This window comes from Arthrobacter citreus, assembly GCF_038405225.1.
GTDB lineage: Bacteria > Actinomycetota > Actinomycetes > Actinomycetales > Micrococcaceae > Arthrobacter_B > Arthrobacter_B citreus_A.
Window position 1 is genome coordinate 421,209 of the sequence record NZ_CP151657.1, and the last position, 24,561, is coordinate 445,769.

The 24,561-nt window shown below is 65.9% G+C and carries 25 protein-coding genes; 13 read left to right on the forward strand and 12 right to left on the reverse strand.

The genetic code is table 11. From position 1 onward, the window contains the following. The first annotated feature begins 156 nt into the window (after window positions 1-156). Window positions 157-1,449, forward strand: a complete 1,293-nt coding sequence (locus AAE021_RS02025; RefSeq protein WP_342024006.1) for a citrate synthase — start codon at window positions 157-159, stop codon at window positions 1,447-1,449. A gap of 82 nt (window positions 1,450-1,531) precedes the next feature. Here AAE021_RS02025 and galE read toward each other — a convergent pair whose 3' ends face one another. From galE to dapD, 3 genes are read right to left on the reverse strand one after another with little or no spacing between them, the layout of a single operon-like run. Then, window positions 1,532-2,548 carry a UDP-glucose 4-epimerase GalE gene (gene galE, locus AAE021_RS02030; protein ID WP_342024007.1) on the reverse strand — a complete coding sequence of 339 codons (1,017 nt, stop codon included), beginning with the start codon at window positions 2,546-2,548 and terminating at the stop codon, window positions 1,532-1,534. A 35-nt stretch (window positions 2,549-2,583) separates the two neighbouring features. Further along, window positions 2,584-3,459, reverse strand: a complete 876-nt coding sequence (locus AAE021_RS02035) for a hypothetical protein (RefSeq protein ID WP_342024008.1) — start codon at window positions 3,457-3,459, stop codon at window positions 2,584-2,586. Window positions 3,460-3,477: 18 nt separating this feature from the next. Then, window positions 3,478-4,452, reverse strand: a complete 975-nt coding sequence (dapD, locus tag AAE021_RS02040) for a 2,3,4,5-tetrahydropyridine-2,6-dicarboxylate N-succinyltransferase (protein WP_342024009.1) — start codon at window positions 4,450-4,452, stop codon at window positions 3,478-3,480. An 86-nt stretch (window positions 4,453-4,538) separates the two neighbouring features. Here dapD and dapE point away from each other — a divergent pair, with 86 nt between their 5' ends. Beyond that, window positions 4,539-5,630 (forward strand): succinyl-diaminopimelate desuccinylase, encoded by a 1,092-nt coding sequence (gene dapE, locus AAE021_RS02045; protein ID WP_342024010.1) that lies wholly within the window; start codon window positions 4,539-4,541, stop codon window positions 5,628-5,630. A 78-nt stretch (window positions 5,631-5,708) separates the two neighbouring features. On the opposite strand, the gene AAE021_RS02050 is transcribed toward dapE, so the two are convergent. From AAE021_RS02050 to AAE021_RS02065, 4 genes are all read right to left on the reverse strand, one after another. Further along, window positions 5,709-6,584, reverse strand: a complete 876-nt coding sequence (locus tag AAE021_RS02050) for an amino acid ABC transporter permease (protein ID WP_342024011.1) — start codon at window positions 6,582-6,584, stop codon at window positions 5,709-5,711. Further along, window positions 6,581-7,255 carry an ABC transporter permease subunit gene (locus tag AAE021_RS02055; protein WP_342024012.1) on the reverse strand — a complete coding sequence of 225 codons (675 nt, stop codon included), beginning with the start codon at window positions 7,253-7,255 and terminating at the stop codon, window positions 6,581-6,583. The genes AAE021_RS02050 and AAE021_RS02055 overlap by 4 nt, the downstream gene beginning before the upstream one ends. Before the next feature lie 104 nt (window positions 7,256-7,359). Continuing rightward, entirely contained in the window at window positions 7,360-8,205 is an 846-nt protein-coding gene (locus AAE021_RS02060; protein ID WP_342024013.1) for a glutamate ABC transporter substrate-binding protein, read from the reverse strand. A gap of 130 nt (window positions 8,206-8,335) precedes the next feature. Next, a complete protein-coding gene (locus tag AAE021_RS02065) occupies window positions 8,336-9,115 on the reverse strand; it encodes an amino acid ABC transporter ATP-binding protein (protein ID WP_342024014.1) in 780 nt (259 codons plus the stop codon). A gap of 163 nt (window positions 9,116-9,278) precedes the next feature. Here AAE021_RS02065 and AAE021_RS02070 point away from each other — a divergent pair, with 163 nt between their 5' ends. The 6 genes from AAE021_RS02070 to AAE021_RS02095 all read left to right on the forward strand — a co-directional run bounded on the left by AAE021_RS02070 (window position 9,279) and on the right by AAE021_RS02095 (window position 14,288). Next, window positions 9,279-10,049, forward strand: coding sequence for a TIGR00730 family Rossman fold protein (locus tag AAE021_RS02070; protein ID WP_342024015.1), 771 nt, complete (start codon window positions 9,279-9,281; stop codon window positions 10,047-10,049). 38 nt (window positions 10,050-10,087) lie between these two features. Continuing rightward, window positions 10,088-10,471: a DivIVA domain-containing protein gene (locus tag AAE021_RS02075; RefSeq protein ID WP_342024016.1), complete on the forward strand. Its 384-nt coding sequence runs from the start codon at window positions 10,088-10,090 to the stop codon at window positions 10,469-10,471. Then, window positions 10,468-11,046: a DNA-3-methyladenine glycosylase I gene (locus AAE021_RS02080; RefSeq protein WP_342024017.1), complete on the forward strand. Its 579-nt coding sequence runs from the start codon at window positions 10,468-10,470 to the stop codon at window positions 11,044-11,046. Before AAE021_RS02075 ends, AAE021_RS02080 begins: the two co-directional genes overlap by 4 nt. Window positions 11,047-11,053: 7 nt before the next feature. Continuing rightward, window positions 11,054-12,292 (forward strand): hypothetical protein, encoded by a 1,239-nt coding sequence (locus AAE021_RS02085; RefSeq protein ID WP_342024018.1) that lies wholly within the window; start codon window positions 11,054-11,056, stop codon window positions 12,290-12,292. A 155-nt stretch (window positions 12,293-12,447) separates the two neighbouring features. Beyond that, the gene (locus AAE021_RS02090) at window positions 12,448-12,615 is read left to right on the forward strand and encodes a DUF3117 domain-containing protein (RefSeq protein ID WP_152219550.1); all 168 of its coding nucleotides are present in this window, start codon (window positions 12,448-12,450) and stop codon (window positions 12,613-12,615) included. Between the two features lie 11 nt (window positions 12,616-12,626). Beyond that, complete coding sequence (locus AAE021_RS02095; protein WP_342024019.1) at window positions 12,627-14,288, forward strand: leucyl aminopeptidase family protein; 1,662 nt, start codon at window positions 12,627-12,629, stop codon at window positions 14,286-14,288. 7 nt (window positions 14,289-14,295) lie between these two features. Here AAE021_RS02095 and AAE021_RS02100 read toward each other — a convergent pair whose 3' ends face one another. Then, window positions 14,296-14,934, reverse strand: coding sequence for an O-methyltransferase (locus AAE021_RS02100; RefSeq protein ID WP_342024020.1), 639 nt, complete (start codon window positions 14,932-14,934; stop codon window positions 14,296-14,298). Window positions 14,935-15,179: 245 nt separating this feature from the next. On the opposite strand from AAE021_RS02100, the gene sigE reads away from it, so the two are divergent. The 3 genes from sigE to AAE021_RS02115 all read left to right on the forward strand — a co-directional run bounded on the left by sigE (window position 15,180) and on the right by AAE021_RS02115 (window position 17,230). After that, window positions 15,180-15,791 (forward strand): RNA polymerase sigma factor SigE, encoded by a 612-nt coding sequence (gene sigE / locus AAE021_RS02105; protein ID WP_342024021.1) that lies wholly within the window; start codon window positions 15,180-15,182, stop codon window positions 15,789-15,791. A 4-nt stretch (window positions 15,792-15,795) separates the two neighbouring features. Beyond that, window positions 15,796-16,731 carry a zf-HC2 domain-containing protein gene (locus AAE021_RS02110; RefSeq protein WP_342024022.1) on the forward strand — a complete coding sequence of 312 codons (936 nt, stop codon included), beginning with the start codon at window positions 15,796-15,798 and terminating at the stop codon, window positions 16,729-16,731. A 73-nt stretch (window positions 16,732-16,804) separates the two neighbouring features. Continuing rightward, a complete protein-coding gene (locus AAE021_RS02115; RefSeq protein ID WP_342024023.1) occupies window positions 16,805-17,230 on the forward strand; it encodes a sec-independent translocase in 426 nt (141 codons plus the stop codon). Between the two features lie 29 nt (window positions 17,231-17,259). Here AAE021_RS02115 and AAE021_RS02120 read toward each other — a convergent pair whose 3' ends face one another. The 3 genes from AAE021_RS02120 to AAE021_RS02130 are packed head-to-tail and all read right to left on the reverse strand — an operon-like array spanning window position 17,260 to window position 20,287. Beyond that, window positions 17,260-18,348, reverse strand: a complete 1,089-nt coding sequence (locus tag AAE021_RS02120; protein WP_342025284.1) for an Mrp/NBP35 family ATP-binding protein — start codon at window positions 18,346-18,348, stop codon at window positions 17,260-17,262. A gap of 57 nt (window positions 18,349-18,405) precedes the next feature. Further along, window positions 18,406-19,011 carry a DUF1003 domain-containing protein gene (locus tag AAE021_RS02125; protein ID WP_342024024.1) on the reverse strand — a complete coding sequence of 202 codons (606 nt, stop codon included), beginning with the start codon at window positions 19,009-19,011 and terminating at the stop codon, window positions 18,406-18,408. Beyond that, window positions 19,004-20,287 carry a magnesium transporter gene (locus tag AAE021_RS02130; protein WP_152219534.1) on the reverse strand — a complete coding sequence of 428 codons (1,284 nt, stop codon included), beginning with the start codon at window positions 20,285-20,287 and terminating at the stop codon, window positions 19,004-19,006. The genes AAE021_RS02125 and AAE021_RS02130 overlap by 8 nt, the downstream gene beginning before the upstream one ends. A gap of 150 nt (window positions 20,288-20,437) precedes the next feature. Between AAE021_RS02130 and AAE021_RS02135 the strand changes: the two genes are divergently transcribed. Continuing rightward, window positions 20,438-21,427 carry a general stress protein gene (locus AAE021_RS02135; protein ID WP_342024025.1) on the forward strand — a complete coding sequence of 330 codons (990 nt, stop codon included), beginning with the start codon at window positions 20,438-20,440 and terminating at the stop codon, window positions 21,425-21,427. Window positions 21,428-21,582: 155 nt separating this feature from the next. Here AAE021_RS02135 and AAE021_RS02140 read toward each other — a convergent pair whose 3' ends face one another. Then, window positions 21,583-23,181: an aminopeptidase P family protein gene (locus AAE021_RS02140; protein ID WP_425362434.1), complete on the reverse strand. Its 1,599-nt coding sequence runs from the start codon at window positions 23,179-23,181 to the stop codon at window positions 21,583-21,585. 106 nt (window positions 23,182-23,287) lie between these two features. On the opposite strand from AAE021_RS02140, the gene AAE021_RS02145 reads away from it, so the two are divergent. Next, a complete protein-coding gene (locus tag AAE021_RS02145) occupies window positions 23,288-24,136 on the forward strand; it encodes a PHP domain-containing protein (protein ID WP_342024026.1) in 849 nt (282 codons plus the stop codon). Window positions 24,137-24,561 lie beyond the last annotated feature (425 nt).

Consider the following 24,561-nt stretch of genomic DNA (forward strand, 5'->3'; position numbering starts at 1 on the left):
CGCTTCCACAACAACCCGGCTGCCGATTAGTCGTAAAGGGCGCCCAAAGGGTAGCGTTTTGCGTAAATAGATTTAGCGGAATTGACACTATGGGCGCCCCCCGACACCAAGCGGTGCCCGTAGCTATGGTTTCTTCAAACTCCTGAAGGAGACTTAATGACTGAGCGTCCCAGTGCACAGCTGCACTACGGGGAAAACACCGAAGACCGGCTGGAGCTTCCCCGCGTTGCGGCGGCGGAGGGCAACGACGGCTTTGATGTCTCCAAGCTGCTGAAGCAGACCGGAACCGTCACGTATGACCCCGGCTTCATGAACACCGCCTCCACGAAGTCCGCCATCACCTACATTGACGGTGACGCCGGCATCCTGCGGTACCGCGGCTATCCCATTGAGCAGCTGGCCAAGCACTCAAGCTTCCTGGAAACGTCCTACCTGCTGATCTACGGGGAACTGCCCACTCCCGCGCAGCTGGAGGATTTTGACCAGCGCATCCGCCGGCACACGCTGCTGCATGAAGACCTCAAGGGTTTCTTCGGCGGCTTCCCGCGCGATGCGCACCCGATGCCGGTGCTGTCCTCCGCAGTCAGCGCGCTCTCGACCTTCTACCAGGACTCCCTGGATCCGTTCGACGAAGAGCAGGTGGAACTCTCCACGATCCGCCTGATGGCGAAGCTTCCGGTGATTGCCGCCTACGCGCACAAGAAGTCCATCGGCCAGCCCATGCTGTACCCGGACAACTCCATGAACCTCGTGGAGAACTTCATGCGCCTGAGCTTCGGCTTCCCGGCGGAACCGTATGAAATTGATCCTGACCTGGTCAAGGCGCTGGACCTGCTGCTGATCCTGCATGCGGATCACGAGCAGAACTGCTCCACCTCCACCGTCCGCCTGGTCGGCAGCGCCGGTGCCAACATGTTCACCTCCGTTTCCTCCGGAATCAGCGCCCTTTCGGGACCGCTGCACGGCGGCGCCAACGAGGCCGTGCTGAACATGCTCCGCGACATCAAGTCCACGGGCATGGCGCCGGAAACCTTCATGGAGAAGGTCAAGAACAAGGAAGACGGCGTGAAGCTCATGGGCTTCGGGCACCGCGTCTACAAGAACTACGATCCGCGCGCCAAGATCGTGAAGGCCACCGCCCATGACATCCTGGCCAAGCTCGGCGGGAACGACGAGCTGCTGGATATTGCCATGCGCCTGGAAGAGAAGGCCCTGGCCGATGATTACTTCATCGAGCGCAAGCTGTACCCGAACGTGGACTTCTACACGGGCCTGATCTACAAGGCCATGGGCTTCCCGGAGAAGATGTTCACCGTCCTCTTCGCCATCGGACGCCTGCCGGGCTGGATTGCCCAGTGGCGCGAAATGATGCAGGACCCGCAGACCAAGATTGGCCGCCCGCGCCAGCTGTACACGGGTTCCCCGGAACGGAACTACCCCGCCCGCTAGGCTCCAGAGCCTCGCAGGAGCGCGATATGCAAAAGGGCCCCTGGAATCCGCAAGGATTCCAGGGGCCCTTTTGCCGTGCCCGCTAGGAACCGGCGTAACCCTGGGGATTGTTCTTCTGCCAGCGCCAGTGGTCCTCGCACATGGCCTCAAGCGTGCGCTGGGCGGACCAGCCGAGATCCATCAGCGCCGCGGACGGGTCGGCGTAGCTGACGGCCGCGTCACCCGGGCGGCGGGCGGTGACTTCGTAGGGAATCTCCCTGCCGGCAGCCTTGCCGAAAGCGGCCAGCACCTGCAGCACCGAGGAACCGTTGCCGGTGCCGAGGTTCCAGCGGTGCACGCCGGACTTGGCGGTGATGAATTCGAGCGCGGCCAGGTGGCCTGCGGCGAGGTCCACGACGTGGATGTAGTCGCGCACGCCGGTGCCGTCGGGGGTGGGGTAGTCGTCGCCGAATACCATCACCTTTTCCCGGCGGCCCACGGCCACCTGGGCCACGAACGGCAGCAGGTTGTTCGGAACGCCGGTGGGATCTTCGCCGATCCGGCCCGACTCGTGGGCGCCGGCCGGATTGAAGTAGCGCAGCAGGGCGATGTTCCAGCGCCCGTCGGCGGCACCCAGATCGGCCAGGATGTCTTCGATCTGTTCCTTGGTGCGGCCGTAGGGATTCACCGCGTCCATCGGCGTGTTTTCGGTCAGCGGAACCTCTTCGGAGGCTCCGTACACGGTGGCCGAGGAGCTGAAGACCAGGGTCCGGACGTCGTGCTTGTCCATCATGCGCAGCAGGTTTAGGGTGCCGCCCACGTTGTTGTGGTAGTAGTACAGGGGCTTCGCCACGGACTCCCCAACGGCCTTCAGCCCGGCAAAGTGGATGACGGCGTCGATCGCGTGGTCGGTAAAAACGGCGTCAACGGCCTGCTCGTCGAGCAGGTCAGCGCGGACAAACTCCGCACTGCGCCCGGCCAGGTCCTGGACCCGGTTCAGTGACTCTTTGCTGGAGTTGGCCAGGTTGTCCAGCACAACCACGTCGTGGCCGGATTCCAGCAGGGCCAGTGTCGTGTGGGAACCGATGTATCCCGTGCCTCCGGTAACAAGTATTCGCATGACTTCAGACTAGTTGATAGCGCGCCGGAGCCGGGTTAGGAACCCTCCGCTGTCCGGAACACCGTCAGGACCACGGCGTCACCGGAGGACGGCGCCTGGTTCCAGGTTCCCGTGGCCCGTGTCCACCGGCGTTCATCAAAGGCCACCGAATCCAGGGAGAGTGTTTCGGCGCTGGCGACGGCCCACTCGGCCAGCGACCACCCGTAGCTTCCGGTTCCCGCCACAGTGATGCGCGAGCCCTCCACCGTGGCCTCCACGGGGCCGTAGACCGAGGTCATGGCAGCCAGCACGGCTTCCGGATCACCCGGGGCCGACGGCGGATCCAAGGTGCAGGCCATCCCGGCGGGGGAGTGCCCGGTCAGGGCGGAGGCGAAGGCCTTGGCCTCGCCCTCGTGGTCCGCGTAGGCATCGGGGAAAGCGCTGCGCTGCACCGTTTGGGCCGCCACGGTCAGGGGCAGGTCCGCGTAGTTTGGAACCTTTTCCAGCGCGTCGTAGAAGGCGTTGGCCGCATACACCGGGTCCATGACCTGTTCCTCGGTGCCCCAGCCCTGGGACGGGCGCTGCTGGAACAGGCCGCGGGAGTCCGGGCCGGCGTCGTCCCCGTAGTTGAGGTTGCGCAGCCCGGACTCCTGGATGGCGGTGGCCACGGCGATGGACGCGGCACGCGCGGGCAAGCCGCGGCGCACCGAAATACCGGCGAGGAGCGCCGCGGTCTCGGCGCGCGCCGGGGTCAGGTGGTATTCCACGCCGTCGGCTGTGGCGGTGCACGACGGCGGCGGCGCGGCCTTCTCTCCCGGCCCGCGGAACACCGACACCGCATATATAGTGACGGCGACAAGGAACAGCAGCACCAGCGCCAGCACCGGAAGGATTCCGGTGCTGCGCCGGTCCGCGGGACGGGAAGCGGCCATGAGGGGCGTGCAGCTGCCCTAGTTGGCGTGCAGGGCGGCGTTGAGCTCCACCGACGCTCCGCTGCGGGCCAGCGCTTCCACGCTGCCCGTGACCGAGTTGCGGCGGAAGAGCAGGTTGGGAACTCCGGAAAGCTCCACAGCCTTGACGATCTGCGGTTCCTCGCCCGGAACCAGCACTGACACCCGGGTGCCGGCGGTGATGTACAGGCCCGCTTCCACCACCGATTCGTTCCCGATGCTGATGCCCACGCCGGAGTTGGCCCCCAGCAGGACCCGCTCGCCGAGCGTGATCTTCTCCCGGCCACCGCCGGAGAGGGTGCCCATGATGGAGGCGCCGCCACCCACGTCGGTTCCGTTGCCCACCACCACGCCGGCGGAAATGCGTCCTTCCACCATGGAAACGCCGAGCGTGCCGGCGTTGAAGTTCACAAAGCCCTCATGCATGACCGTGGTCCCTTCGGCCAGGTGCGCGCCGAGGCGGACCCGGCCGGCGTCGGCAATCCGCACGCCGGACGGGACGACATAATCCGTCATGCGCGGGAACTTGTCCACGCCGAACACGGTGACCGGTCCGCGGGCGCGCAGGCGCAGGCGGACGGCTTCGAAGCCTTCGACGGCGCACGGGCCGAAGTTGGTCCAGACCACGTTGGGCAGCTGCGCGAAGATGCCGTCCATGTTCAGGGTGTTCGGGGCGGCCAGACGGGTGGACAGCAGGTGCAGGCGCAGATAGGCGTCGGCGGTGGAAGCCGGAGCGGCGTCCAGGTCAATTTCGGTGCTGACGACCTCGCCGCGTGTGCCGCGGTCCGGGTCGGTCATTGAGGCTGCCGCGGCTGTGAGATCTGCGGCGAGAGTGCCTGCAGAGGCGTCGGTGGGGAGGGCTGCGAGCACGGGCTGCGGGTACCAGACGTCCAGGACGGTTCCGTCGTTGGTGATGGTCGCCAGGCCCAGGCCGGAGGCAATGCGGGCGGTCGGGGAGGAGGTGCTTGAAGTCATGCGTTCCAGTCTACCGACGGCCCCTGCGAGGTGCCGTTGCTGCCGGGGCTGCCGGCCTGCCGCCGCCTGATCGGTAGGGTGGAGGCATGACACAAACGCCATCCCGGACCTTGGACCTGACCCGCGACGTTGCCCTGCTCACCGCAGACCTCATGGACATTGAGAGTGTCTCCGGCAACGAAAAGGAGGTGGCCGACGCCGTGGAGGCGGCGCTGCGTTCCCTCGAGCATCTGGAAGTGGTGCGCGACGGCGACTCCATCATCGCGCGGACATCCCTGGGCCGCGGGGAGAGGGTTCTCCTGGCCGGACACCTGGACACGGTGCCGCTGCCGACGGTTGAAGGTTCGCGCGGAACGGTCCCCTCCACCTGGGACGGCGAGGTGCTTTACGGACGCGGCGCCACCGACATGAAGGGCGGGGTTGCCGTGCAGCTGGCGCTGGCCGCCGAACTCACCGCCCCGAACCGGGACGTGACCTACGTGTTTTATGACCACGAGGAAGTGGAGGCGTCCCTGAGTGGACTGGGCCGGCTGCAGCGCAGCTATCCGGACTGGCTGGCAGCGGACTTCGCGGTGCTCCTGGAACCGACCAACGGCACCGTGGAGGGCGGCTGCAACGGCACCATGCGTTTTCACGCCACCACCACGGGCCGCGCCGCGCACTCTGCCCGGGCCTGGATGGGCGAGAACGCCATCCACGCGGCGGCGGAGATCCTGGCGCGGCTGCGGGACCATGAGCCGGCCACCGTGAGCGTTGAGGGACTGGAGTACCGGGAATCGCTGAATGCGGTGAAAATCTGGGGCGGCACCGCGGGAAACGTCATTCCGGACTCAGCCACCGTGGAGATCAACTACCGGTTCGCTCCGGATAAGGGCATCGAGGAAGCGGAGGCCTACGTGCGGCAGCTGCTTGACGGGTTTGACCTCGTCCGCACCGATGCGGCATCGGGCGCCCGGCCCGGACTGGACCGGCCGGCCGCAGCGAGCTTTGTTGCCGCCGTCGGGGCCGAGCCCAAGCCCAAATACGGCTGGACCGACGTCGCCCGCTTCAGCGAACTGGGCATTCCCGCCGTGAACTTTGGCCCGGGGGACGCGCTGCTGGCCCATACCGACAACGAACACGTGCACGCCGATGCCGTCCGGGCCTGCCTGGGCGCGCTGCGCAGCTGGCTGAGCTAACGGTTTTTCATATGCACAGAAGAAGGCCCCGGACGGATGTCCGGGGCCTTCCTCTGTGCACTGGCTGAAGCGGTTGGCCTACTTCACCGGCGCTTCGACGCCTTCAGGGTCAATGGCGTCCTCTCGCTCCAGCAGTTTCCCGGCCCGCGCGCCGAGCAGGCGGGACAGCCGCTGCGCGGTGAAGGTCAGCAGCATGTTGATCAGGATGAAGATCGCCGCCGCCACGAGCAGGGAGGGCAGCATGTTGCCGGCACCGGCGCCGAAGCGCTGGGCATTTGCCAGCAGATCGGTGTAGCCGATGATGTAGCCCAGGGCCGAGTCCTTGAGGATCACGACAAACTGGCCCAGCAGGGCCGGCAGCATGGCCACCAGCGCCTGCGGGATCTCGATGCTGCGCAGCGACTGGGACGGGGTCAGCCCGATCGCCAGGCCGGCCTCGCGCTGGCCCTTGGGCAGGCCGAAGACGCCCGAACGCACCAGTTCCGCGATGACTGATCCGTTGTAGAGCGTCAGCGCCACCACCACGGCCCAGAACGGAGCGCTTGACGCTTCCATAGGCGTGGACTTGGCGAAGAACTGGTACAGGAAGATCATCATCAGCAGCACCGGAACGGCGCGGAAGAACTCGACGACGACGTCGCACACCCACCGCAGCGGCGCCAGCCCGGACAGCCGGCCGAAGCCGAAGATCAGGCCGAAGACGATGGAAGTGACCACGGCGACGCCGGCGGCCCGCAGGGTGGCGAGCAGGCCGGGCAGCAGCGTGTAGCGCCAGGTTTCCCATTCCAGGAACGGAGTCCACTTGGCAGCTTCAAACTGGTCCTTTTCCGCCAGGCCGTTGACTGCGAAGCCCAGCACGCCCAGGACGAAGAGTCCGCCAAGGATATTGAAGACCAGGATCCGGCGCTTGGCCTTGGGCCCGGGAACGTCGAACAGGACAGCTTGGTTGCTCATCGGGCCACCGCCAGTTTCTTGGAGGCCCACGTGGTGAGCAGGCCGATGGGGATCACAATGATGACAAAGCCGATGGCAAAGGTCAGGAAGACCTGGGTCATGACGTCGGGCCGGAACTCGATCATGGTTTTCATCAGGCCCGAGGCCTCGGCAACGCTGGCTGCGGCGGCCACCGTGGTGTTCTTCACCAGGGCGATGATGACGTTGCCCAGCGGTGCGACGGCACCGCGGAAAGCCTGCGGAAGAATGATCAGCCACGCTGCGGGCAGGAAGGACAACCCGATGGAACGGGCGGCTTCTGCCTGACCGAGCGGAACCGTGTTGACGCCGCTGCGGATTGCCTCGCAGACGAAGGCGGCGTGGTAAATACTCAGGGACAGGACCGCCAGCAGGAAGAAGTTGAAGTTGAAGTCCTTGACGAAGTTCACCTGCAGCTGGCCCCACAGCCCAAGCACGGAGAACACCATGATGATGGTCAGCGGAGTGTTGCGGAAGATATTGACATAGGCGGTGCCGAACCAGCGCAGGCTGGCGATCGGCGAAATCCGCATAACGGCGAGGATGGTGCCGAGCACCAGCGATGCCAGGGCTGCCCAGAACGCCAGCTGGATGTTGACCCAGAACGCCGCAACGACGTCGTAATCCTCGAAGAGGGCGAAGAATCCACCCATGATGTACCTCTTCTGTGAGAGAAAGAAACCGGTGCATGCGAAGGAATTGACGTCCTTCGCATGCACCGAGGTTTACGCCGGCGGACCGCCGCCGGTTGACGTGCTTAGGCGCAGGCTGCCGGCTCCGGCGGGTTCAGCTCGTCATTGTAGGTGTAGTCGGCACCCTCGGTGTTGGCCTTGATGGCCTCTTCCCAGGAACCGTCCTCGATCATGGTGCGGATGGCCGTGTTGATGGCCTCGCACTGAGTGCTGTCCTTGGAGATGCCAACGCCGTACTGCTCTTCGCTGAACGGGTTGCCGACCACTTTGAACTTGCCGGAGTTGGCATCCGTGGAGGCGAGGCCGGCGAGGATGATGTCGTCGGTGGTGACGGCGTCAACCTGGCCGCCCTGCATGGCGGTGACGCAGTTGGCGTAGCCGCCCTGCTCCAGCAGGTTCACATCGGCCGCCAGCGTGTCCTTGATCTTCTGGGCCGAGGTGGAACCGGTGACCGAGCACAGCGTCTTGCCGTTGAGGTCTTCGGGGCCCTTGATGTCCGTGTTGTCGGCGTTGACCAGCAGGTCCTGGCCGGCAACGAAGTACGGTCCGGCGAACGCAACGCGCTCCTTGCGGGCGTCAGTGATGGAGTAGGTCGCGAAGATCATGTCCACTTCGCCGTTTTCCAGCACATTTTCACGCTGGGCGGAGGGGGTCTCCACCCATTCGATCTGGTCTTCGGAATAGCCCAGGTCTTCTGCCACGTACTTGGCGACGTCAACATCGAAGCCGCTGTACTCGTTGCCTTCCTTGAAGCCCAGGCCCGGCTGGTCGAACTTGATGCCGATCTTGATCGTCTCTCCGGAGCCGGTTTCGCCGCCGCCGGCCTCATTGCCGGAGTCGCCTCCGCAGGCGGACAGGGTCAGTGCTGCTGCGGCGGCGAATGCCACTGCTGCATAACGGGTCTTGCGCATGATTTCTCCTTGTTTAGCGGCCCAACCGGACGGGCTGGCCTTGCTTCAAGGGGTTGCCCCCAACGTGTGGATCCGGGTGAATATAAGTGGATCCGGTGCTTCGTTATTCGGTGAATCTGAAACGGTGAATCTAGTGGGCGAGGATCTTGCCCAGGAAGTCCTTGGCACGGTCGCTCTTGGGATTGGTGAAGAACTCCTCCGGAGTGGCCTCTTCGACGATCTGTCCGTCGGCCATGAACACCACGCGGTCCGCCGCCTTGCGGGCGAAGCCCATCTCGTGGGTGACAACGATCATGGTCATGCCCTCCTTGGCCAGGCCGACCATGGTGTCCAGGACTTCGTTGATCATTTCCGGGTCCAAGGCCGAAGTGGGCTCATCGAAGAGCATGACCTTCGGCTTCATGGCGAGCGCCCGGGCAATCGCCACGCGCTGCTGCTGACCGCCGGACAGCTGGGCCGGAAGTTTGTTCGCCTGGTTGGCAACTCCCACCCGTTCCAGCAGGTCCATCGACAGCTTTTTCGCTTCTGCTGACTTCATTCCCTTGACCTTGACCGGACCCAGAGACACGTTGTCGAGGATGGTCTTGTGGGCAAAGAGGTTGAAGGACTGGAAAACCATGCCGACGTCGGCGCGCAGCTTCGCGAGTGCCTTGCCCTCTGCAGGCAGGACTTTGCCGTCAACGGCGATTTCGCCGTCGTCGATGGTCTCGAGCCTGTTGATGGCACGGCAGAGAGTGGACTTTCCGGAACCGGACGGGCCGATCACTACGACTACTTCGCCGCGGGCTACGTCGAGGTTGATGTTCTGCAGGACGTGCAGGTCCCCAAAGTGCTTATTGACGTTCTTGAGCGAGACAAGAGGAGCAGCAGAATCAGGCGATGCAGAATCAGTCAGTGCAGAATCAGGCATTGCGCCTTCGGGTGTGTCACGGGTCATAAGAAGAAGATAGCCAATGATTGTGTCCACTATGTGTCATAGTCCACAATTTCTCCGCAATCGTGACGCAAGAGCAACCAAACACGTACCCCGGGGGGTGTGAGACCGTGGCCACGCCTGTGCTTACCCTTGAAGCATGGAATTCAGCGACAACACGTCACGTCCCCGTATCGGCACGCCCCGGAAGCGGGGGCCCGTGGAACTGCGCCGGGCGCAGGCTGCCGCGCCGCAGTCGGACCGGTACCTGCTGGACGGCAGCGATCAGACGCATTTCACGCATACCGATCCGTGGCGGGTGCTGCGCATCCAGAGCGAGTTTGTGGAGGGCTTCGGCACGTTGTCCGAGCTGGGCCCGGCGGTCAGCGTGTTCGGCTCAGCCCGCAGCACCCCCGGCTCGCCGTACTACAAACTCGGCGAGGAAGTGGGGCGGCTGCTTGCCGAGGAGGGACTGGCGGTGATTACCGGCGGCGGTCCGGGGTCCATGGAGGCGGCGAACAAGGGGGCGGTGGAAGCTGACGGGCTGTCGGTGGGCCTGGGCATTGAGCTTCCCTTTGAGACCGGCCTGAACGACTGGGTGGACCTCGGGATCAACTTCCGGTACTTCTTTGTGCGCAAGACAATGTTCGTCAAGTACGCCCAGGGATTCATCGTCCTTCCGGGCGGGTTCGGAACCATGGATGAACTGTTCGAAGCCATGACCCTGGTGCAGACCCAAAAGGTCACGTCCTTCCCGATTGTCCTGATTGGCACCGACTTCTGGAGCCCGCTCATGGACTGGGTGCGGGGCACCCTGCTGGCCGAGGGCATGATCTCGGCCAAGGACCTCGACCTGATCCACGTGGTGGATGATCCGGCGGAAGCCGTGCGCCTGATGATCGCTGACAGCGCCGGGCACGTCTCGCCGTAGCGGCCCGGGGCAGCCGTCCCGTCTGGCACGATGGTCCTGTGACAACATTCCTGGTCTTCCTGGCAGTCCTTGCCGCAGGGGCTGTGGCGCTGGCAGCCACCGGGCTTCCGGCGCGCCGCAGATCCACGGCCCATCCGGAAGGAACCGCCGCGGCCCGGGCCCTTCCCGGAGCGGGGGGAACGGGGGATCCCGGACTGGCGGAACCTGACCCGCGGCTGCCGCCGGTCCTGCTCCCGGATCACGTCCAGGCATCCGATATTGGGCGGCTGAGGTTTTCCGTTGCGCTGCGGGGATACCGGATGGACCAGGTGGACGAGGTCCTGGCGAGACTGGCCACGGCGCTCGCCGAGCGGGATGCCGAGCTTGCCGCCCTCCGGAATCCTCCGGGAGGCCGGACGGAAGAGCCGGGAGCGCGTTCATGAACGCCGCGGCCGGCACTGACGGTTTACTGCGCTGTCCCTGGGCCGTCACCAGCCCGGATTACCAGCTCTACCATGACGGGGAGTGGGGCCGTCCGGTGAGCGGGGAGGCGGCACTTTTTGAACGGCTGAGCCTTGAGGCCTTTCAGTCCGGGCTGAGCTGGATCACCATCCTGCGCAAGCGGCCGGCGTTTCGGAAGGCGTTCGCAGACTTCGATCCCGCCGTGGTTGCCACCTTCACCGACGCGGACCGGGAGCGGTTGATGGCCGACGCGGGAATTGTCCGTAACCGCGCCAAGATCAACGCCGTCATTGCCAATGCCCAGGCGCTGCTGCAGCTGCCCGAGGGCGAGAGCCTGGACCGGCTGTTGCGGGAACACGTTCCGAACCGGCCGCGCCCGGTACCCCGGACCCTGGCGGATGTTCCCGCGTCAACCGCCGAATCCGCTGCACTCGCCAAGGCCCTGAAGCAGCGTGGATTCCGCTTTGTCGGTCCCACCACTGCTTACGCCATGCAGCAGGCCGCCGGTTACGTCAACGACCACTTGGAAAGCTGCTGGGTGCGCGATGGAGGGTAGGACGTCCGTGGAACAGGAGAACCCACCGGCGTCGCGGCCCAACCGCGTTGCCGGGGCCGCCGCTGCCGCCGCTGCCGGTGTTTTTGGCCGCTGGCCCTGGTACGGCAAGGTGCTGGCCGTATGGGCCCTGGCGCGCCTCTTTTCCTATGCCCTGTTCATGGCGGTGGCCGCGCAGCAGGGTTTGAACCCCTGGGGCTGGGAGGGTACTCCGTCCTATCTGCAGTTCATTGGCGCGTGGGACAGCGAGTGGTACGGGAAAATCTTTGCCGGCGGGTATCCGTCGGAAGTGCCGCGGGACGCCACCGGACGCGCCCAGGAGAACGAGTGGGCGTTCTACGCACTCTTTCCCTACCTGGTCCGGGCGCTCGCGGCCGTGACGGGGTTGGGCTGGGAAGTGCTGGCCCCGCTAGTCGCCACGGCCGCGGGATTCGCTGCGGCGCTGATGGTGTACCGGCTCTTCACACTCCGCGCGTCGGCCGGCACCGCACTGTGGGGTGTGGTGTTCGTGGCGGTCAATCCGGTGTCGCCGGTCCTTCAGGTGCCCTACGCCGAATCGCTGAACCTGCTCCTGCTCGCCGCGGCGCTGTATCTGCTGGTGCAGCGCCGATATTTGGCCGCGGTGCCGGTGGTGCTGGTGATGTGCCTGTCCCGCCCGGTGGGGGTGGCTTTTGCAGTGATGATGCTGGTGCTCTTTGTCCGCCGCTGGATTCGGCGCCGGACCGAACCGTTCTCCCTGGCCGAGACCTGGCGGATGATCGTGCTGGGTCTGGCCTCCGGAGTCGGCGCCCTGGCCTGGCCCGCCCTGGCCTGGGCGGTGACGGGGGACCTGCGGGCCTACACGGACACGGAGACCGCCTGGCGGGGCGACAGCCTGCTGCTGTTCAAACCCTGGTTTGACGAGGCTGAGCGGCTCTTTGGTCCGGTCATGGGGCCGGCGGCGCTGGCGGTGCTGGTGGTCCTGACCATCCTGTGGCTCACTTCCGGTCCGGTGCGCCGGCTGGGTGTTGAACTCCAGGTGTGGTGCGGGGCGTACCTGATGTACCTGTTTGCCTTCCTGAACCCGCTGACGAGCACTTTCCGGCTCCTGCTGCCGCTGTTCCCCCTGGGATTGGCCTTGGCGTTCCTGAGCACATCCCGGGCCTACCGGTGGACCGTGACCGCGGCGTTCCTGATTCTCCAGATCGTATGGGTCGCATGGCTCTGGCGATGGACTCCGCTTCCCGGCGGAGGAGATTATCCACCCTGATCCTGTGGCGGGGAACACACGAAATTTCGTTTGCATGATGTTTGTACGGAATAATGAAGGGCAATTGCCGCCGGAGCTGGTTTGAGGCCGTGCGACAGAGGATTACATGTGACTGGGGGGCAACCCGCAGCGCACTGTGAAAGGGGAACTGGAACATGGCTGCAATGAAACCGCGCACAGGGGACGGACCAATGGAGGTCACCAAGGAGGGGCGAAGCCTCATCCTTCGGGTGCCGATCGACGGCGGCGGACGGCTGGTCGTGGAGCTGAACGCCGAGGAAGCCGGAAAGCTCAAAGACTGCCTGCTGGGCGCCACGAGCTAGGAAACGAAACGATGCAGCGAGTTCCCAGAGGATTCTCCCAGGCGGCCGGGGCAGCCGGGCCAGCCGGGGCAGTCAACGGGCACGGGGCGGCGAACTCGGTGATGACCGCCGTGTCCGCGCTGGAGCCGCTGCAGCGGCGTGCCGGCGACCCCACCGCCGGTACCGGGCTGCAGCCGGGACCCGATGAAGGTGTCGATGTCCTGGTGGCGGCCATTGCGGCTGCTCCCCAGACAACAGTCCGGGAGGACACCGAGGAAGCGCTGCATCCAACCCCGCAGCCGCGCCGGGGCGCAGTGGAAACGGCGCTCGGATACGAGGTGGATGTGGCTGCCCGGGCAGCCACTGCGGGAGTCACCGGCAAAGCCGGCGAGACACTGCTGGTGGGGCCGCCCTCCGCGAAGGAGGGCAGCTTGCCGGCGAAACTGATTTTCCTCGGTGTCGGCGATGAGTCGGTGCAGAGCATGCGCCGCGCCGGTGCCGCCCTGGCCCGGGCAACCCGGGGCGCGCAGTTGATCCGCGCCGCGGTGGTCGACGGACTGGACCCTGCCGCTCAGCAGGCCTTTGTGGAGGGCTTCCTCCTGGGCGGATACACGGCACCCCGCCGCGGAAAGACTCCGGCCGGCCCGCCGATGGCCCGGAAAATGGAAGTAACCGGGCTGGACCCGGAAGCCCTGAACATCGCCGAAATCACTGCCCGTGCCGTGTGGCTGGCGAGGGACCTGACCAATCTGCCGCCCGACGTCGCAACCCCCGAGTGGATGGCCGGGCAAAGCCGTGCCGTAGCCGCCCGTGCTGGCCTGGAAGTATCTGTGCTGGACGAGGCTGAACTGCTGCGGCGCGGATTTGGCGGGATGCTTGCCGTCGGTTCCGGATCCGCCCATCCGCCCCGCCTGGTGCAGGTTTCCTACCAGCCGGAGTCCGGGGACGGTGAACACGTGGTGCTGACCGGGAAGGGCATCACCTTCGACTCAGGGGGAATTTCCCTCAAGCCCCGCGACGCCATGATGGCCATGAAAATGGACATGGCCGGGGCCGCCGTCGTGCTGGCCGCAGTTGAGGCTGCGGCGGAACTGAAGCTTCCATACCGTGTGACAGCCGTGCTCGCGCTGGCCGAGAACGCCATCGGCGGGTCCGCGTACCGTCCCGGAGACGTGGTGGACACGTACAACGGAACAACCGTTGAGATCGGCAACACGGATGCCGAGGGCCGGATGGTCCTGGCCGACGCCCTGGCGTATGCGGCGGCTGAACTGGCACCGGATGTGCTGCTGGATGTGGCCACCCTGACCGGAGCGGCCGCTCTGGGCCTGGGCCAGCAGTACGGAGCGTTGTTTGCCAACTCAGCGCAGCTGCTGGCAGGGATGGAAAAGGCGGGACGCACTTCCGGTGACCGGGTCTGGCAGCTGCCGCTGGTTCACGAGTATGAGTACGCCCTCGAATCGGTAACAGCAGACCTGGCACATGTGGCGCCTCCGGCCCTGAAGTTCGGTGCCGGTGCCATCGTGGCAGCGCTGTTCCTGGAGAAGTTTGTCGACGGAGTGCCCTGGGCGCACATCGACATTGCCGGACCCATGCGCGCCGGATCGGATTCCCACGAGGTTTCCAAGGGCGCCACCGGATTTGGAACCCGGCTGCTGATTTCCTATCTCAGGGATGCGGCGAAGGGGAGCTGAAACGGTCCTAGCTGCCGGTCTTTACGGCCAGCAGCAGGCCGTCCCCGGTGGGAAGGAGGGATGAAACGAGCGCCTCGTTCTCCCGGATGGCCTTGCCTACCTTGCGCATAATGTTGGTGGTTGCTTCCCGCACGGCGGGATCTGACACCTTGCCGTGGTCCAGCGCGTCGTTGACCACCAGCAGTCCGCCGCGCTTGAGGAGGCGGACCGCCTGCGTCACGTAGAGCGGAAACGACGGCTTATCCGCGTCGATGAACACCATGTCATACGCTCCGTCGGTGAGCCGGGGGAGGACCTCGGCCGCACGCCCGGAAATGGTCCGTGTCCGGTTCCCCGGCACGCCGGCTTCCCGGTATGCCTCGCGTGCAGCCCGCAGATGGTCCACGTCCGAGTCGATGGTGGTCAGCACCGACTGCGGTCCGAGTCCACGGAGCAGGCAGACGCCGGAAACACCGGCTCCGGTGCCCACCTCCACCACGGTCTGCGCCTTGGAAGCGGCGGCGAGCACGGTCAGGGCGGCTCCCACGCCGGTGGAAACCGGAGAAACACCGAGCTCATAGGAGCGCTCCCGCGCACGCAGCAGAACTTCGTCCTCGAAGGGCAGCCCCTCCGTGTAGGACCAGCTGGTCTGCTTGTCGGCGCTCATCGGTGTCACTTTCATTAAGAGGGGAAGGGTGCTCAGTCAAGCTTAGGGCCCGGCGGCTGTCCGCCCGCATTTCCCGTGGGGCGTGCCGCCGCAACGGGGGCGGGAACTGCCCTTGTGCACCCGCCTTACGCGTGCTAACAGAGAATTCCCAGATTGATGCGTCAACATAATTATGCAGGAAACAGCACCGGGGATTGGTTCGTCCTCCCGGCGGATCACAGCGGCCAGGGGAAGGAGGGAAGACCATGACGACGACACCTTCAGTGGCAGACGCCGGATCGGCTGAATCCGAGTGGGTGAGGCCCACCTGGGAAGAGGTGGTGACGGCGCACTCAGCGAAAGTTTACCGCCTGGCGTACCGGCTCACGGGAAACCGGCACGACGCCGAAGATCTCACCCAGGAAGTTTTTGTCCGCGTCTTCCGGTCCCTGGAGAACTTCCAGCCCGGCACCCTGGACGGCTGGCTGCACCGCATCACCACGAATCTGTTCCTTGACCAGGCGCGCCGCAAGAGCCGCATCCGTTTTGACGGCATGAGCGAAGAAGCGGAGAGCCGCCTGCCCAGCAACGGCCCCGGGCCGGAACGCAGCTTCGAATTCAACAATCTTGACGTAGACATCACCCGGGCCCTGGATGAACTTCCGCCGGATTTCCGCGCTGCGGTTGTCCTGTGCGACCTTGAGGGGCTTTCCTACGATGAAGTGGCCCGCGCCCTGGGCGTCAAACTCGGCACCGTACGGTCCCGGATCCACCGGGGCCGCACCATGCTGAAAGAGAAACTGGCGCACCGTGACCCGCAGCTGCGGCGCGGACCCGGGTCCCGGCTGGCCCTCCCACGCGTGGCGGGCGCCAGCTGATCCCATGCGACATCCCAAACGCCTCCTGCGGGAGTTCCTGGACAATGAAACCAGCCCCTCCCGGGCCGCTGCGGTCCAGGCCCACCTGGCGCGCTGCAGCACCTGCCGCGCGGAAGCCGCCCGGCAGCGGCGCTCCCAGAGCCGCCTGCGGTCAGCGGAAATCCCCAGGCCCGGCCCGGAACTGCGGGAGCACTTTGAACAGACGGCACACCGGGGAACCGAAACGGTGCACGGTTACGCCGACGCGCCCGCCCGCACCGGCAGGCGCCGGCACCGCGGCGCCGTCTTCGCTGCAGGGGCGGCAGCCGCCGTCGGCCTGGTCCTTTCCACCGCATACCTGCTGGGAGGGTGGTCCACAGACGCGGCGCTGACCGGATCGGCGCCGGGAATGGCGGCTGGCTGGAGCGAGGTGACCGGCGGTGACGCCCACGAACTCACGGGCGAACAGATCGACGCCCTGAGGACCCACGGCTGGGCCTGCCCGGAACTCCAGGCGGTGGGAATGTCCCTGGTAGCCGCGCATTCCGTCCAGGTGGACGGGCAGCCGGCGGTGCTGATGACGCTGGAGGGCAACGGCGGCTCGGTAACGGTCTACGAGATCCGTCCGGACGGCGGGACCCGGGAACCGGCAGTGGACGGCTTCAGCGGACATCCTGTCACCGATGAAGGATTTGTCCTGCGGGACGAGAAGCGGGGCCTGGGCCGGCCGGAGGTATGGGTCCACCCGCAGCGCCCGCAGCAAGCGGTGGTCGCATCACCGCGGGTGACGTACTCCATCAATGCGGCACCGGACGGCCAGGTGCTGGAAGACGCCGTCAGCGAGATCTCGCTGACCGAATCATCCCGCCTGGTCCGGCACATACCCGACACTGCGCAGGGGCTTTGGGACCGCATCCAGCGGGGACTCTCAGTCATGAGTGGAACAGGAACGCACCCTTGAGCCCGACGCAGCGGCGTGGGCTCTCCCGCCCGGCGAGTGGCCTGCAGGGCCGGCGGAAAGGTAGTCTTCACAGGTGATCGGAATCAACGGCTATGAGCTGCTCGTCCTGGCGATCCTCGCTGTGGTGGTGCTGGGGCCTGAACGCCTGCCTGAGTACGCCTCTCAGCTGGCCAGGCTGATCCGTGAACTGCGGCGCATGGCCACCGGAGCCCGGGACCAGCTTCGTGAAGAGGTGGGTCCGGAAATCGACGAAGTGGACTGGCGCAAGCTTGATCCGCGGCAATACGATCCCCGCCGGATTATTAAAGAAGCCCTGCTTGATGACTTCGAGGACGCCGTAAAGCCGGTCAGCGCACGCCCCGCACCGGCGGCGCCGCGCGGAAGCACCCGCGCTCCGGGAGCCGAAACGGCTGCCGCGCCCACGTCTCCGCCTGCCGTCAAGCCGCTGATGCGGCTCCAGACCGGAGACAAGGCCCCCTTCGATTCCGAAGCCACCTAAGAGCTCCGGCTACGCGGCCACCCCGCGGGTCAGCGCGGCGTCACGTCGAGCTTGAGTCCGGACAGCCCGCGTGGACGCCGCGCGAGGGCTGCGGCTATGCGGCGGAGTTCCGCTCCCGCCGATCCCTCCACGGATGCGGATTCCGACAGCACCACCGGCGCTCCGGCATCCCCGCCCGTCCGCAGGTCGACATCCAGCGGGATGCTGCCCAGCAGCTCAATGTTCTTGCCGAGGGTTTCGCTGAGGCGTTTGGCAACGATGCTGCCGCCGCCGGAACCGAACAGCTCCATCCGCTCCCCGGTGGGCAGCTGCAGCCAGGACATGTTCTCGATGACTCCGGCCACGCTTTGCCCGGTCTGAGAGGCGACGGAACCGGCACGTTCAGCAACATCGGCGGCTGCCGCCTGGGGCGTGGTGACCACCAGGATCTCCGACTGCGGCAGGAGCTGCGCTACGGATATAGCGATATCACCGGTTCCCGGCGGGAGGTCAAGGAACAAGACATCAAGATCGCCAAAGTAGACGTCCGTCAGGAACTGCTCCAGGGCCCGGTGCAGCATTGGACCGCGCCACGCGACCGGGGCATTGCCGGCCACGAACATGCCAATGGAAATGGTCTTGATGCCGTAGGCCACCGGAGGAAGGATCATTTCATCCACCCGCGTGGGCGGCATGGTGATGCCCAGCAGCCCGGGAATGGAGAATCCGTGCACATCGGCGTCCACGATTCCCACGCGCAGTCCGGAAGCGGCCATGGCGGCCGCGAGGTTCACCGTGACGCTGGACTTGCCCACCCCGCCCTTGCCGCTGGCCACGGCGTAAACGCGGGTCAGCGATCCGGGGCGGTTGAAGGGAATATCCTTGGCGCCGCCGGGTCCGCGCAGTTTTTCCTTGAGCGCCGTGCGCTGTTCGGCGCTCATGACGCCCAGGTTCACCCGGACAGCGGTGACTCCGTCAACGGCGGCGAGTGCGCGCTCGACGTCGGCGGTGATGGTTTCATGAAGCGGGCATCCGGCGATGGTCAGGAGAATGCCCACGGAGGCGACGCCGTCGTCGTCCACTGATACTCCCGTGACCATTCCCAGCTCCGTGATCGGGCGGCGGAGCTCGGGGTCCATGACGGCGTCCAGGGCTGCCAGGGCATGGTCCGCAGTGTGCTGTGCTGTCGCCACGCCTTAGCCTTCCCTCCCGCCCGGATTGAGTTTGGGCATGCTGTCGGTGCTGCCGGACTCGTTGTGCCGTCGGCGCACGGGCCGCCGCTGCCCCTGGCCGTCCTCGGCGCCGTCGTTGGCTTCCAGCAGTTCCTCGAGCAGGCTGCGGAGTTCGGAGCGCACGTAGTCGCGGGTGGCAACTTCACGCAGGGCTATCCGCAGTTCGGCGATTTCGCGGGTGAGGTATTCGGTGTCCATCAGGTTGCGTTCGGCCCGTTCGCGGTCCTGGCGGACCGAAACCCGGTCCCGGTCATCCTGGCGGTTCTGGGCCAGCAGCAGCAGCGGAGCCGCGTAAGAGGCCTGCAGGGACAGCATCAGGGTCAGCAGTGTGAAGCCCAGCGCCACGTTGTCGAAGCGCAGCGGTTCGGGTCCCCAGGTGTTCCAAATCAGCCAGACGGCACAGAAAATCGTCATGTAGACAAGGAACGTGGGAGTGCCCATGAAGCGGGCAAAGTTTTCCGTGGCGTGGCCGAAGGCGTCCGGGTTAGGGGACAGCCGCGGCAGCCAGCGGGTGCGGGCGGTCCTGGGGGTGTCCAGGCCACTCGTTTGGGACTTCACTCTTTCAGCCATGTGTCCTTCCCTGCGTTGCGGTGGGGGCGTCATCCGAGGCGCGCCAGTCATCGGGGAGCAGATGGTCCAGGACGTCATCCACTGTCACCGCCCCCACGAGGCGGCCGCCGTCATTGACCACCGGCAGCGAATTGAGGTTGTAGGTGGCGAGCATCCGGGACACTTCGCTGATGCTCGCGTAGTCCCGGACCGGCTCCAAATCCGTATCAAGGATATTCCCCAGCGCCTCCGGGGGAGCGGACCGCAGCAGCTGCTGGATATGCACGACGCCGAGGTACCGCCCCGTGGGTGTCTCCAGCGGCGGGCGGCACACGTAGATCGAGGAAGCCAGGGCCGGGGTCAGCTCCTCCCGGCGCACATGCGCCAGGGCTTCCGCCACCGTCGCCTCGGGCGGCAGGATCACCGGCACGGGAGTCATCAGCGAACCGGCGGTATCCTCCTCGTACTGCATCAGGCGCCGCACATCGCGGGCATCCTCGGGCTCCATGAGCTGCAGCAGCTCTTCCTTTTGCTCCTCGGGAAGCTCATTCAGGAGGTCCGCGGCGTCGTCGGGATCCATTTCCTCGAGCACATCCGCGGCGCGCTCCACATCGAGTGACTGCAGAATCTGAACCTGGTCATCGTCGGGGAGTTCCTGCAGCACATCGGCCAGGCGCTCGTCCTGCAGCTCGCTCGCCACCTCGATGCGGCGCTTGCCGCTCATCTCATGCAGGGCCTCGGCGAAGTCGGCGGCCTTCAGGTCATCGTTCTGCGCCACGAACTGCGTGGCCGCCTGCGGTCCGCTGATGTCCCAGTGGAAGATATCCGCCCAGTCGATGATGATGGGTTCCCCGCGCCGGCGCAGGGACCGCAGCCGGGAGGGGGAACCGCCGCGGCGGACAAACAGGTTGGAAACGTGCCAGTCACCGGCGCGGTTTTGTTCAATGGCAATGTCTTCAATGGTTGCCTCTCCGCTGCCGTCGCGGAGCAGCACCTTGCGGTCGAAGAGTTCGGCCACCACCAGCATCTCGGCGCCGCGCTGTTCGAAACGGCGCAGATTGACCAGTCCGGTGCAAATGATCTGTCCCGGATCCATGGACGTAATGCGGGTAATCGGCACAAAAACCCGTTTCTTTCCCGGTACTTCCACCACGATGCCCACGGCCTGCGGCGGACGGCCCGGGCCGCGGTCCAGCACGACGGCGTCACGCAGCCGGCCCAGACGGTCGCCCAGCGGGTCAAAGACATCGAGGCCGAGCAGGCGTGCAATAAAGACACGGGTAGGATTTTTGCTCACATTCTTAGGCTACGTGGTGCCCGGCGCTTCCGCCGTATTTGGGTCCGGCAGCAGGCGCGGGATGCCCCGGCGGGGAAACAGCGGCGGGATGGCCGTTCACTTCAAGCGATACAGCCACCGCCGGGGCGGTAAGTGGGACAGAATGGAAGGATGTCTAACCTCTTCGGTTCAAAGCCGCCCCGCGACGAAGGCCGCAGCCTGCCACAGGGAGAAACGGTGGGCCGCTACACGGCCTACCTGGACGCCCAGAAAGCGGTGGACTATCTGGCCGACAGCAAGTTCCCGGTCCAGATGGTCTCCATTATCGGCAACGAGCTGAAGTCCGTGGAGCGGGTGACCGGCCGGTTGTCCTATCCGAAGGTGGCCCTGTCATCGGCTGCAACCGGTGCCTGGTTTGGCCTGTTTGTGGGTTTGGCGCTCATGCTGTTTGCCGGCGGGGAGTCCTACGTTTCGCTGATTCCGTCCATGGCCCTGGGTGCAGTCTTCTGGCTGCTGTTTGGGGTGCTGGCCTACGCCCTGCAGCGCGGCCGGCGCGATTTCACGTCCATCAGCCAAGTGGTGGCCACCAGCTATGACGTCATTGTTGCTCCGCAGGCCGCGAACGATGCCCGCCGGCTGCTCCAGCAGCTGCCGATGATCGGGCAGCACGGCCATCCCCACCCGCCGCAGAACCGTCCGCCGTACCAGGGCCAGGGCGCGCCCGGACCGTACCAGGGTGCACCGGGACCGTACCAGGGGCAGAACCCGCAGCAGGGTCCGCAGGGCGGGCAGGGTGCCGCTCCGGAGCGCCCGGCCAGCTGGGCCAACCCGTACGGCGCGGCAACCGGCGCACAGCAGCCGGCTTCCGGCCCTGAAGGAGCCGGCCAGGACGCCGCCGGCGCCCACAGCGTCCAGGGGACCCCGGCACAGCAGGAGCAGACCGGATCGGTGCCCCGCGGCCAATTCCCCGATCTTCCCGACGGTAGGCCGCAGTACGGTGTGCGGCTTCCCCCGGCTCCGGCACCGGCAGCCCCGGCTCCGGATGCTCCCGCGGGAGGAAACGGCGCAGCCGGCTCCACCGGCCAGGATGATGCTGCACCGGGCCGGACGCCCGATCAGGACAGCACCGGCGGCCAGGGCGACACCGCGGACAACCGCTAGCCAGCGCAACCGCTGGGCCGGCAACCGCTGGTCCGGCAACAGCTGGAAGCCAGAAACCGCTGGGCGCCAGCGGCCGGAAGCCGTAAACACATGAGGCTCCGCACCCCCAGGGGTGCGGAGCCTCAGTCGTCTGCGCTTAGGTGCAGGCGCTGGTGCTATTCGGCGGCGTACAGGCCGGCCATCCAGTTTTCGACGTCCTCCGGGTTGCGCGGCAGGGCCGAGCTGAGATTGACGGGACCGTCAGCGGTGATCAGGATGTCATCCTCAATCCGGACGCCGATGCCGCGGTACTCCTCGGGGACGGTCAGGTCCTCGTTCTTGAAGTACAGGCCCGGCTCGATGGTGAAGACCATTCCCTCGGTGATGACCCCGTCCAGGTACAAGTCCTTGCGGGCCTGGGCGCAGTCGTGGACATCCATGCCGAGGTGGTGGCTGGTGCCGTGCGGCATCCAGCGGCGGTGCTGCTGGCCCTGGTCCGAGAGTGCTTCCTCGAGCGGAACGGGCAGCAGGCCCCAGCTGTCGAGGCGCTCGGCCAGAACCTTGACGGCCGCTGCGTGGACGTCGCGGAACTTCGCGCCGGGCGTGGCGGCGGCAAAGCCGGCATCGGCAGCATCCAGCACAGCCTGGTAGATCTTGCGCTGCACGGGGGAGTAAGTGCCGTTGACCGGCACCGTGCGGGTGATGTCAGCGGTGTAAAGGCTGTCCGCTTCCACCCCGGCGTCCAGGAGCAGCAGCTCACCTGCGTTCACCGTACCGTTGTTGCGGATCCAGTGCAGCACCGTGGCGTTGTTGCCGGCGGCCGCGATGGTGTCGTAGCCGAGGTCGTTACCCTCTTCACGTGCCCGGGCGAAGAATGCGCCTTCAACAACGCGTTCCCCGCGGGGATGCGAGATGGCCCGCGGCAGGGCCTTGATGACCTCGGTGAAGCCGTTGACAGTGGCGGCCACGGCGGCTTCCATCTGCTTGATTTCCCAGGCGTCCTTGATCAGGCGAAGTTCGGACAGCGCCTCGGTCAATTCACCGTCGAGGGCATCGAGTGCGCTGAGGTCCGCGTTTTCCGGATCCATGGCGGTGTTGTAGCGGACGGTGTCCACCAGGGCATCAACCATTTCGTCGACCTTGCGCAGCAGGCGGACGGAAGTTCCGCCAAACGTGGGGTCGCCAACGTTGGCGGTGATGGCGGTTTCGGCTTCGTCCAGGTGCCGGGTGGGAAGGTCCAGCAGTGCGCTGACCTGTTCCAGGCCCAGGCGGGATCCAATCCAGAACGCGCCGTAACGGGCGTTGGAGTAGAACTCCTCGCTGTCAGTGCCGGCCAGCGGACGGAAGTACAGGACGGCCGTGTGGTTCCCGCCGTCGTCGCCCGTTCCCGGTCCCACCGGCTCCATGACCAGGATGGCATCCGGCTCCTGGTCCAGGCCGAGGCCGGTGAGGTGCGCGAAGCCGGAGTGCGGGCGGAAGCGGTAATCGGTGTCGTTGGAGCGGACCTTCAGGGGGCCTGCGGGGATCACAAGGCGTTCACCCGGGAACCGCTCGGACAGGGCGCGGCGGCGCTTCGCCGCGTACGGCGCCACTTCAGCCGGAGCCGGCAGTTCGGCGTCGTCGTCGGCCCAGCCCGTTGCCATGAACGCCTTGTAGGCCTCGTTGGAGGGCTTCTGCGAGCGGTTGTTTACGCGGTCATCCAGGGGCTGCCCTTCGGACAACTCCCCGAGTCCGGAAGTATCGGCGGTGGTCAGGGGATTCGCATCAGTAGTCACCCTTCCATGGTCTCACTGCGCGGCCGGGGCGGCCAAACACCCTTTACTGTTTTGCCCTGCGGCGCCAATGGGGAAGTGGAGGTGCGGAACCCAGTAGATTGAGGACGTGAGAATCGACCTGCATACCCACTCCACGGTTTCCGACGGAACCCAGCCGCCGGCGGACGTCATGCGGTCCGCCAGGGACGCGGGCCTGGACGCCGTCGCCCTCACCGACCACGACTCCACGGCAGGGTGGGAGGAAGCGGCCAGGACCGCCCGCGGACTGGGCCTGACCCTGGTGCCCGGCATGGAGGTGTCATGCCGCAGCAGCGAGGGCATCAGCGTCCATGTCCTGTCCTACCTGCATGACCCGGGGCATCCGGAGCTGCTTGCCGAGATTGCCCGGTCACGGACGGCGCGGGTGTCGCGGGCGGAGCTGATGGTGCAGCGCCTTGCCGAGGACTTCCCCATCAACTGGGAGCTCGTCCAGGAACATGTTGCCCCGGGAGCGACCATAGGCCGGCCGCACATCGCGGATGCCCTGGTTGCCGCAGGCGTGGTCCCCAACCGGTCGGCCGCTTTTTCCGGCATCCTGACCGCACGGTCACGTTACTTTGTTGCCCATTACGCCCCGGATCCGGCCCGTGCCGTTGAACTGATCCGGCAGGCCGGAGGGGTTCCCGTGTTCGCGCATCCGGTGGCTTCCTCACGGGGACGCGTGGTGGGCGAGCAGACCTTCCACGACATGATCGACGCCGGACTGCTCGGCGTGGAGATCGACCACCGGGACAACCCGCCGGAAGGACGTGCCTGGCTGCGGAAGCTGGCACAGGAGAACTCCCTCCTGGTCACCGGATCCAGTGATTACCACGGGACCGGCAAGCCAAATCTGCTCGGCGAATTCACGACGGCGCCGGAAGTCCTCGAAAAAATTACGGCGCTGGCCACCGGCTCCGCAGTCGTTCATCCCTAGGAAAAAATTCCGGGAAATTCAACCGGAAATTCCATAGTAATTCTAATTGCCACAATAACTCTGCTAGCTTTGAAAAGTCCGATGACGTCTTGGGGGATGCCGTCGGATGGAGATGCCCTGCGCATTCTTCGGGCAGCCAAGCAGCTGCCTGCCGCGGTTTGAGCCGACGCTCACCGCTTGTTTGCGAAGCTGTATGCGCTGCTGCCCCGATGGACCGGCTGCCCTTCAGCGGTTTCCGATTAGCGGATACCGCTTGAGCGCATGTGCCGTCCTGGCCCGCCGGAATGCGGTTGACGGCCTTAGTGCAGCAATTACCCGTGCTGTTTTTTGCGCGGAGGAGAGGGAACTGTGCCGAACGACGGAGTGGATTTTTATCAGCTGGGAGGATGGACAGTAATAACACTGTTTGTCCTTTTTTACGGCGG

Bases quoted from the DNA above. Each gene is read 5' to 3' on its own strand.
- dapE (WP_342024010.1), top strand. From the start codon at position 4,539: ATGACACAAACGCCATCCCGGACCTTGGACCTGACCCGCGACGTTGCC.
- AAE021_RS02125 (WP_342024024.1), bottom strand. From the start codon at position 19,011: ATGGCTGAAAGAGTGAAGTCCCAAACGAGTGGCCTGGACACCCCCAGG.
- AAE021_RS02060 (WP_342024013.1), bottom strand. From the start codon at position 8,205: ATGCGCAAGACCCGTTATGCAGCAGTGGCATTCGCCGCCGCAGCAGCA.
- AAE021_RS02100 (WP_342024020.1), bottom strand. From the start codon at position 14,934: ATGAGCGCCGACAAGCAGACCAGCTGGTCCTACACGGAGGGGCTGCCC.
- AAE021_RS02025 (WP_342024006.1), top strand. From the start codon at position 157: ATGACTGAGCGTCCCAGTGCACAGCTGCACTACGGGGAAAACACCGAA.
- AAE021_RS02080 (WP_342024017.1), top strand. From the start codon at position 10,468: ATGAACGCCGCGGCCGGCACTGACGGTTTACTGCGCTGTCCCTGGGCC.
- AAE021_RS02095 (WP_342024019.1), top strand. From the start codon at position 12,627: ATGCAGCGAGTTCCCAGAGGATTCTCCCAGGCGGCCGGGGCAGCCGGG.
- AAE021_RS02055 (WP_342024012.1), bottom strand. From the start codon at position 7,255: ATGGGTGGATTCTTCGCCCTCTTCGAGGATTACGACGTCGTTGCGGCG.
- AAE021_RS02120 (WP_342025284.1), bottom strand. From the start codon at position 18,348: ATGGACCCCGAGCTCCGCCGCCCGATCACGGAGCTGGGAATGGTCACG.
- AAE021_RS02065 (WP_342024014.1), bottom strand. From the start codon at position 9,115: ATGCCTGATTCTGCACTGACTGATTCTGCATCGCCTGATTCTGCTGCT.
- AAE021_RS02050 (WP_342024011.1), bottom strand. From the start codon at position 6,584: ATGAGCAACCAAGCTGTCCTGTTCGACGTTCCCGGGCCCAAGGCCAAG.
- sigE (WP_342024021.1), top strand. From the start codon at position 15,180: ATGACGACGACACCTTCAGTGGCAGACGCCGGATCGGCTGAATCCGAG.
- AAE021_RS02110 (WP_342024022.1), top strand. From the start codon at position 15,796: ATGCGACATCCCAAACGCCTCCTGCGGGAGTTCCTGGACAATGAAACC.
- AAE021_RS02070 (WP_342024015.1), top strand. From the start codon at position 9,279: ATGGAATTCAGCGACAACACGTCACGTCCCCGTATCGGCACGCCCCGG.
- AAE021_RS02090 (WP_152219550.1), top strand. From the start codon at position 12,448: ATGGCTGCAATGAAACCGCGCACAGGGGACGGACCAATGGAGGTCACC.
- AAE021_RS02035 (WP_342024008.1), bottom strand. From the start codon at position 3,459: ATGGCCGCTTCCCGTCCCGCGGACCGGCGCAGCACCGGAATCCTTCCG.
- AAE021_RS02135 (WP_342024025.1), top strand. From the start codon at position 20,438: ATGTCTAACCTCTTCGGTTCAAAGCCGCCCCGCGACGAAGGCCGCAGC.
- dapD (WP_342024009.1), bottom strand. From the start codon at position 4,452: ATGACTTCAAGCACCTCCTCCCCGACCGCCCGCATTGCCTCCGGCCTG.
- galE (WP_342024007.1), bottom strand. From the start codon at position 2,548: ATGCGAATACTTGTTACCGGAGGCACGGGATACATCGGTTCCCACACG.